The 7,740-nt window shown below is 65.6% G+C and carries 8 protein-coding genes and 1 pseudogene; 3 read left to right on the top strand and 6 right to left on the bottom strand.

Annotated elements, in window-relative coordinates:
* Positions 1–1,160, top strand: a 1,160-nt coding sequence (locus tag A5707_RS15465; protein ID WP_156657989.1) for an MMPL family transporter, incomplete at its 5' end; no start/stop codon positions are given.
* A gap of 57 nt (positions 1,161–1,217) precedes the next feature.
* Positions 1,218–1,901 carry a TetR family transcriptional regulator gene (locus A5707_RS15460; RefSeq protein ID WP_156657986.1) on the top strand — a complete coding sequence of 228 codons (684 nt, stop codon included), beginning with the start codon at positions 1,218–1,220 and terminating at the stop codon, positions 1,899–1,901.
* A gap of 8 nt (positions 1,902–1,909) precedes the next feature.
* Here the strand turns inward: A5707_RS15460 and A5707_RS15455 are convergent, their stop codons facing one another.
* From A5707_RS15455 to A5707_RS15430, 6 genes are read right to left on the bottom strand one after another with little or no spacing between them, the layout of a single operon-like run.
* Positions 1,910–2,368, bottom strand: coding sequence for a DUF5078 domain-containing protein (locus A5707_RS15455; protein ID WP_065015338.1), 459 nt, complete (start codon positions 2,366–2,368; stop codon positions 1,910–1,912).
* A gap of 33 nt (positions 2,369–2,401) precedes the next feature.
* Positions 2,402–3,430: a non-homologous end-joining DNA ligase gene (gene ligD / locus A5707_RS15450; protein ID WP_065015337.1), complete on the bottom strand. Its 1,029-nt coding sequence runs from the start codon at positions 3,428–3,430 to the stop codon at positions 2,402–2,404.
* The gene (locus tag A5707_RS15445) at positions 3,430–4,458 is read right to left on the bottom strand and encodes an ATP-dependent DNA ligase (protein WP_082969484.1); all 1,029 of its coding nucleotides are present in this window, start codon (positions 4,456–4,458) and stop codon (positions 3,430–3,432) included. Before A5707_RS15445 ends, ligD begins: the two co-directional genes overlap by 1 nt.
* Before the next feature lie 42 nt (positions 4,459–4,500).
* A complete protein-coding gene (locus tag A5707_RS15440) occupies positions 4,501–5,403 on the bottom strand; it encodes a haloalkane dehalogenase (RefSeq protein WP_065015339.1) in 903 nt (300 codons plus the stop codon).
* Between the two features lie 21 nt (positions 5,404–5,424).
* Positions 5,425–5,910, bottom strand: a complete 486-nt coding sequence (locus tag A5707_RS15435) for an NUDIX domain-containing protein (protein WP_065015336.1) — start codon at positions 5,908–5,910, stop codon at positions 5,425–5,427.
* 6 nt (positions 5,911–5,916) lie between these two features.
* A complete protein-coding gene (locus tag A5707_RS15430) occupies positions 5,917–7,275 on the bottom strand; it encodes a WS/DGAT/MGAT family O-acyltransferase (RefSeq protein ID WP_065015335.1) in 1,359 nt (452 codons plus the stop codon).
* A gap of 387 nt (positions 7,276–7,662) precedes the next feature.
* Here A5707_RS15430 and A5707_RS24970 point away from each other — a divergent pair.
* Positions 7,663–7,740 (top strand): annotated as a pseudogene (locus A5707_RS24970) (NUDIX hydrolase); the annotation flags it as partial.

Below are 7,740 nucleotides of genomic sequence, written 5' to 3'. Positions count from 1 at the left end.
ACTTCTATTGGGAAAAGCACTGCTATGACATCCCGATCTGCTGGTCGCTGCGCTCGGTGTTCGAAGCCTTCGACAGCGTCGACATCATGACCGATGACATTCAGAACCTGATGCCCGACATGGATCGCCTGGACACGTTGATCCCGCAGATGCTCACGGTCATGCCGCCGATGATCGAGACCATGAAAAGCATGCGGATCATGCAGCTGACCATGCAGCAGACCATGGGCGGGCTGCAGGATCAGATGGAAGAAATGATGAAGAATCAGTCGGCGATGGGCCACGCCTTCGACGAGGCCAAAAACGACGACTCGTTCTATCTGCCCCCCGAAGCCTTCGACAACCCCGACTTCAAACGCGGCCTGAAGATGTTCCTATCCCCTGACGGCCATGCGGTCCGCATGATCATCTCCCACGAGGGCGACCCGGCGTCTCCCGAGGGCATCTCGCGCGTCGAGCCGGTCAAACACGCCGTGCACGAGGCGATCAAAGGCACCCCGCTGGAAGGCTCCAAGGTCTACCTCGGTGGTACGGCGCCGATGTACAAAGACCTGGCCACCGGGTCGGCGTATGACCTGATCATCGCCGGGATCGCGTCGCTGTGCCTGATATTCATCGTGATGCTGATCATCACCCGAAGCGTCATCGCCGCCGCGGTCATCGTGGGCACCGTGACCCTGTCGCTGGGCAGTGCCTTCGGACTCTCGGTGCTCATCTGGCAACACCTCATCGGGCTCAATCTGCACTGGATGGTGCTAGCGATGTCGGTCATCATCCTGCTGGCGGTCGGGTCGGACTACAACCTGCTGCTGGTGGCGCGGTTCAAAGAGGAGATCCACGCCGGACTGAAGACGGGCATCATCCGGGCGATGGGCGGCAGTGGGTCGGTCGTGACTTCGGCCGGCCTGGTGTTCGCCTTCACGATGATGACGATGGCGGTCAGCGATTTGGCCGTCGTCGGCCAAGTCGGCACCACGATCGGCCTGGGCCTGTTGTTCGACACCTTGGTGGTGCGCGCGTTTATGACACCGTCGATCGCCGCGCTGCTGGGCCGCTGGTTCTGGTGGCCGCAGCGGGTACGCACACGACCGGCCAGTGGACTGCTTCGGCCGTTCCCGCCTCGTCCGGTGGTGCGCGAACTGGTCGAACAGCGGCGCTGACCGGGGTAGCCCGCATGCGCGCGTGACCTCTGCCGATCGGGCCGGAAATCACGCGGCGTGCGTTATCCTCTGGCCGTGGCGCAACTGACCTTCCAGCGCGCCCGCACCGCAGCGAAGAAACGCCAGCGTGCGGATGCATTGGTGGAGGCCGCGCGCTCGCTGGCGCTGGAAGTCGGTGTCGCGTCGGTGACGCTTACCGCCGTGGCCGCGCGCGCCGGCATCCACTACTCGGCCGTGCGCCGCTACTTCACCTCGCACAAAGAGGTGCTGCTGCACTTGGCGGCGGAAGGCTGGGTGACGTGGTCGCACACCGTATCTGAGCGGCTGCGCCAGCCAGGCCCGATGTCACCAGCGCGGGTGGCGGAGACGCTGGCCCAAGCCCTCGCCGCCGACCCGCTGTTCTGCGATCTGCTGGCCAATCTGCATCTTCACCTCGAACACGAGGTGGACATCGACCGGGTTATCGAGGTCAAGCGCATCAGCGACGGCGCCGTGATGTCGCTCGCGGATGCCATCGAGCAAGCCTTGCCGGCGTTGGGGCGATCGGGCGCGCTCGACGTGTTGTTGGCGGCCTACTCGTTGGCGGCTCCGTTGTGGCAGATTGCCCACCCACCCGACGGGCTCAGCGACGCCTACGCCGAAGAGACCCAAGTGTCGCCCGAGTGGAACATCGACTTCGTGGCCGCACTGACCCGGCTGCTTACCGCGACCTGCGTCGGGCTGATCGCCCAATCAAGCTGAGCTACTGCTCACCAGTCCCACACGGACATGTCGTTCGGGGGATAGTCCGCGCAATGGTCGGTCTCTTTTGCGACGACGCCCTTGTTGTTGAAGAAGATCTTGAAGTTGTTGACCCATGCCTTGGTCATCGGGTCGGCGACGTCACCCTCGTAGAGGTGGTCGGAGTATTGCCTGCGCTCGGCCGGTGACAGCGAGAAAAACCAGTGCGCCTTGTCCTGAACGGCCTGATGGAAGTTGGCATGGTTGCGGTAGTCGTTCATGTATCGCTCGTAATACACCGGCGCGTAGTCGCGCGCGGCGGCCAGCAGCTGCTCAGGGGTGCAGGTGGTGTTGATGATCCGCCGCGGTATCGGATAGTCCTCGGTGGAATCGGCCGCGGCCACCCGAGGGAAGGCCGTTGCGGCGGCAGCAAGCGCAAGTACCGCGACACCGGCGCGGACCACAGGGCTCAGACGAGAACGAAGCATGCGGACACTATAACGCGCTCGTAACGATCGTGGTTAGTTTGACTTATAATCGACGTCCCGGCTGGGCTGAACCCGCTTCGGCTCGCCGGGCATCTTCGGATAGTTGGGCGGATAAGGCAGATCGCCGAGCCCGCGTTGCTCGTCGGCAGCAGCCATCTCCAGCAGCGGAACGATCGACTGCTCGACCGAATCCATCTGGGCCCACGGGTCGTCGCGGCGGGCCACCAAGTCGGGCACGGTGCCGATGGTGTAGTCGTCGGGGTCGGCGCCGGCAAGTTCGTCCCAGGTCAGCGGCATCGACACCGTGGCGATCGGCGTCTTACGCACCGAGTACGCCGACGCGAACGTGCGGTCGCGGGCGTTCTGGTTGAAGTCGACGAAGATCCGGGCGCCTCGTTCTTCCTTCCACCACGACGTGGTCACCGCGTCCGGCGCGCGGCGCTCGACCTCGCGGGCCAGCGCGATCCCGGCACGGCGGACCGCGATGAAATCCCAGTCCGTCTTGATCCGCACAAATACGTGCACGCCACGGCCCCCGGACGTCTTCGGGTAGCCGACCAGCCCGAGTTCCTCGAGCAGCGGCTTGAGCACATCGACCGCGATCGTGCGCGCCTCGGCAAAACCGGTGCCCGGCTGCGGGTCCAGGTCGACGCGCAACTCGTCGGGATGCTCGGTGTCGGGACAGCGCACCTGCCACGGATGCAGGGTGATGGTGCCCATTTGGGCCGCCCACACGATCGCGGCGGGGTGAGTCACCTTGAGCGCGTCTGCGGTTCGTCCGGACGGGAAGGTGACACGGCAGGTTTCCAAATAGTCGGGATGGTGCTGCGGTATCCGCTTTTGGTAGATCTCCTCGCCGTCGATGCCGTCCGGGAAACGCTGCAGATGGGTGGGCCGGTCGCGCAGCGCGGTCAGCATCGGGCCGCGCGCCACCGCCAGGTAGTACTCGACGAGCTTGCGTTTGGTACCGCCGGAGCCCAGCTTCGGAAAGTAGGGCTTGTCCGGGTTGGTCAGTCGGACCGCGATCCCGTCGACGTCGAGTTCTTCAGCGGCACTTGCCATTACGACTCCAAGACGTCGTAGAGGTCATAGTTGAGCGGCACGTCGAGCTGGTCGAAGGTGCAGCTTTGCGGGTCGCGGTCGGGGCGCCAGCGCACGAAGCGGACGGTGTGCCGGAAGCGGTCTCCTTCCATCTGGTCGTAGGCGACCTCGGCGACCCGGTCCGGCCGGATGGGAACCCAGCGTTTGTCGGCCGCGGCATTCCACCGGCTGGGCTCCCCGTCGTAGACCACGTCGTCGCCGACGCGCAGCGGTTCCAGCTCGGCGAGCAGCTTCAGTCGGTCTTTGGCGGTGAACGACGCGGCGCCACCGACCATGTGCAGCCGCCCGTCGCGGTACAAACCCAACAGGATCGATCCGATGCCTTCACCGCTTTTGTGGACCCGGTAGCCCATTGCGACGCAGTCGGCGTCGCGGGCGTGCTTGATTTTCACCATCTCTCGCTTGCCAGGCAGATAGGGGCCGTCGAGCCGCTTGGCGACAACACCGTCGAGTCCGGCGCCCTCGAATGTGGTCAGCCAATGCGCACCGAGTTCGGGATCTTCGGTGGTGCCGGTGACATGACACCAGTCCTTCGCGTCGACCAGCTCTGACAGCGCTGCGCGGCGAATGCGAAACGGCTCACCGAGCAGCGGCGCCGAACCGGTGGCCAGTACGTCGAAGCCGATGAAGTGCGCTGGCGTGTGCTCGGCCAGCATGTTGATCCGGCTGGCGGCAGGGTGAATGCGCTGGGACAACGAGTCCCAGTCCAGCCGGACTCGTCCGTCGACATCGCGGGGGACGACGATCTCGCCGTCGAGCACGCAGCGCGGTGACACTTCAGTGCGCAGCGCTTCCAGTAGCTCCGGAAAGTAGCGGCCGAGGTCTTTACCGTTGCGTGACTGCAGCATCACCTCGTCGCCGTCGCGGAATACCAAGGCGCGGAATCCGTCCCACTTCGGTTCGTAGGACCACACACCCGGCTCGTCGGGAAGCTTGCCAGCCGCCTTGGCCAACATCGGTTCGATGGGCGGCTGCACAGGAAGATCCACGCCTTCATCTTGACACCACTGGCCGGTGTTTACCGGACGGCGTCAGCGCAGGAAGTCGACGATGTGGCCGGCGAGCTCTTCGCCGGCGTCCTCCTGCAAAAAGTGCCCGGCATCGTGGATCACGGGATGCTCGATGCCCTGAGCACCGCGCATTTCACGCTGAAAGATCGGGGCCATCGCGCCGGTGATCGGGTCGCCGTCGCTGAATGCGACCAGCATGGGTGTTTCACTCGCACACAGCGCCGCCCATGCAGACCGCTGCGCCGGGGTGGCGGGATCGTCGGGTGAGGTCGGGATCAGACCCGGCATGGCGCGCGGCGCGGCGCAGTAGCTGTCGTCGGGAAAAGGGGCGTCGTATCCCGCCCGAACGGCGTGGCTCATCGGCCGACGGCATCCCGACTGCACGAACCCGCCGATGTCCAATTCCGGTTGGTTCTGGATCGCTTCACGGAAGCGCCACCAGACCTTCGGCATCGGGATGTCACCGGTCGGCAGCCCGGTATTGGCCACGACGATGCGGCTGAACCGGTCGGGATGTTCTGCGGCCAGCCGCAGCCCGATCAGCCCGCCCCAATCCTGGCCGACCAGGGTCACCCGCTGCAGATCCAAGACGTCGAAGGCCAGGGTGCGCACCCACTCGACGTGACGAGCGTAAGTGTGGTCTTCGAGCCGGGCCGGCTTGTCTGAACGACCGAATCCGACCAGATCCGGACAGACGACGCGATGCCCGGCTCCGGCCAGTACCGGAATCATTTTGCGGTACAGAAAAGACCACGACGGCTCACCGTGCAGCATCAGAATCGGGTCGGCGTCGGCAGGACCGTCTTGGACCCACGCCATCCGCAGCGTGCCGCCGTCGCTGTCGGGAACGTCGGAATACCGCGGCGGATAAGGGAATTCGGGAATACCGGCAAACCGTTCGTCAGGTGTGCGCAATGTCTGCATGGGTGCGAACATACCGCCGGGTCAGCCGTCTTCGCGTAGGTTCGCCAACGCTGGCTGCGCCATCAGCCGGTCCAGGAACGGCTGTTGGCCCTTGAGTAGCTTGGCTCGTGCTTGTGCCACCGTGAACCAGCCGACCCGGTCGACTTCGGGAAACTCTTTGACTATCCCGGAACCTTTGGGCCACTCCAGCTCGAAGGTGTTGCTGGCTGCCTCGGAGACGTCGAGATCAGCCAGCACCGCAAACGCCGTGACAACTTTGCCGCCGGGTTGTTTCAGCGAGCCGAATTCGATGCGGGTGCCGGTCGGCACCGAAAGCCCAAGCTCTTCGACGAATTCACGCTGTGCCACATCCCAGGGCTCCTCACCGTCGGTGTACTCCCCCTTGGGGATCGACCACGCTCCTTCGTCCTTTCGAGCCCAAAACGGGCCGCCCGGATGCGCGATGAGGACTTCCACCACGCCGCCGCGCACCCGGTACAGCAGCAGCCCGGCGCTCCGCTTGGGCATGGGCGGTTAGGCTCCGACCGCGCGTTCCAAGTCTTTGAGCGCGGATTCCAGGTGGCCGAGCAGCCGCTGCAGATGCGGCACGCTGCGCCGGCAGCCGACCAGACCGAAGTCAAGGTTGTCGGCGTTGTTGACCACGGTGATGTTCAACGCCTGCCCGTCTAAGGCGATCGACAACGGATAGTTGCCGTCGAGCCGGGCGCCCCGCCAGTACATCGGTTCGGTAGGTCCCGGCACGTTCGAGATGACGATGTTGAACGGCGGCGGCGCTGAGCTACCCAGCACGGGGACGACGGCCAGCGCCATCGGTGACATCAGAAACGCCGACAACGCCAACGCCTGCAGCCGCGGCAGGTCGGCGAACACTTTCTTGTTGGAGCGCGTCGACTCGTTAATCGCTTCGAGCCGCTTGGCGGGGTCCTCGATGTCGGTGGCCAGGCTGCACAGGATGGTGCCGACCATGTTGCCGCCGCTGTCGGCATCGTCTTCTTTGCGCAGGCTGACCGGGACCATCGCGACCAGCGGTGTGTCCGGGAGCGCATCCTGGTCGGCCAGGTAGTAGCGCAGCGCACCGGCGCACATCGCCAACACGACATCGTTGAAGCTGACGCCGGCAGCCTGCTTGACGCTTTTGATCCGGTCCAGCGACCACGACTGCGCCGCGCACCGGCGCGCGCCGCCGATCGGCACATTGAGCATGGTGCGCGGTGCGGCGAACGGCAGGGTCAATTGCTGTTCGAGCAGCGCTGCGCGGGCCAGTGATACCGTCGACGGGCCAAGTGCCGCAACCGATCCCGCGAGTTGTGTGATCGTTTGCCAGCGCGACGTGCTGGTCGAGCGCCGTCTGCGGGGCAGGCTCCAAATCGCCCGCATCTCCTGATCGTTCGGGTCGGTGGACAGCGAGCGCTGCATCAACTTCAGCGCGGAGACGCCGTCCACCAACGCGTGGTGGAATTTCGTGTACAGCGCGAACCGGCCGTCGCTCAGCCCCTCGACGAAATGTCCTTCCCACAGCGGACGGTGCCGGTCGAGCAGGCTTCCGTGCAGTAGCGACGTCAGCTCGAGAAGGTCGCGGACCCGTCCTGGCGAAGGCAGGGCTTGGCGCCGCAGGTGATAGTCGACGTCGATGTCGTCCTCGTCGTCGTAGGCCCAGGCGAGATTGGCGATTCCGCCGAGTAGCCGCGCGGGACGCTTACGGAAAGTCGGCTGGAAATCTCTGTTTTCGATGAGCGCCTCGTACACCTCGCGCGGGAAGTCGGGTCCCGCGCCCTCCGGCGGCTCGAACAACGCCAGTCCGCCGACATGCATGGGGTGTTCGCGGGATTCGCCCAGCAAGAATATCGAGTCGGTGGGCGTGATCAGCTCCATCAACCAATTAAAGCGCGGCACCCAGCAGCACCGGGTCCGATTCGGCAGCGCAGCAATGTGGGCCTGAATCCGCGCTGAGCGGTCAGCGCGCCAAACCTTAACGGGCTCAGCGCATCACAGCCCGGGAATGCCGGGGATGCCGGGAAGGCCGGGTATGTGCGGCCCGCCGCCGCCGTGGCCCCCACCGATGCCCGGGATTCCCGGACCGGGAATCTTGGGACCCGGAAGGTTTGGTCCCGGGATCCCCGGGCCCGGAAGGCCCGGACCAGGCAGCCGCGGCGCCGGTATCGGAGGCGCGGGCAGTGCCGGAGGTGGCGGAAGCGCCGGCGGCGGCGCGGGTGCTGCCGGCGCGGGAGCGGGAGCAGGTGCGGGCGCCGCGGGCGCGGGCGCCGGAGCGGCGGGGGGGTGGAAGTCCTCATCGCGCATCCGGGCGGCCCGTTTTGGGCTCGAAAGGACGAAGGAGCG

It is taken from the genome of Mycobacterium kyorinense (assembly GCF_001672775.1).
In the GTDB taxonomy this organism is placed as follows: Bacteria; Actinomycetota; Actinomycetes; order Mycobacteriales; family Mycobacteriaceae; genus Mycobacterium; species Mycobacterium kyorinense_A.
This window is presented reverse-complemented; position numbering and strand designations above follow the sequence as displayed.

Coding starts and splice junctions, on each gene's coding strand:
- A5707_RS15455 (WP_065015338.1), bottom strand. CDS start 2,368: ATGCTTCGTTCTCGTCTGAGCCCTGTGGTCCGCGCCGGTGTCGCGGTA.
- ligD (WP_065015337.1), bottom strand. CDS start 3,430: ATGGCAAGTGCCGCTGAAGAACTCGACGTCGACGGGATCGCGGTCCGA.
- A5707_RS15440 (WP_065015339.1), bottom strand. CDS start 5,403: ATGCAGACATTGCGCACACCTGACGAACGGTTTGCCGGTATTCCCGAA.
- A5707_RS15435 (WP_065015336.1), bottom strand. CDS start 5,910: ATGCCCAAGCGGAGCGCCGGGCTGCTGCTGTACCGGGTGCGCGGCGGC.
- A5707_RS15430 (WP_065015335.1), bottom strand. CDS start 7,275: ATGGAGCTGATCACGCCCACCGACTCGATATTCTTGCTGGGCGAATCC.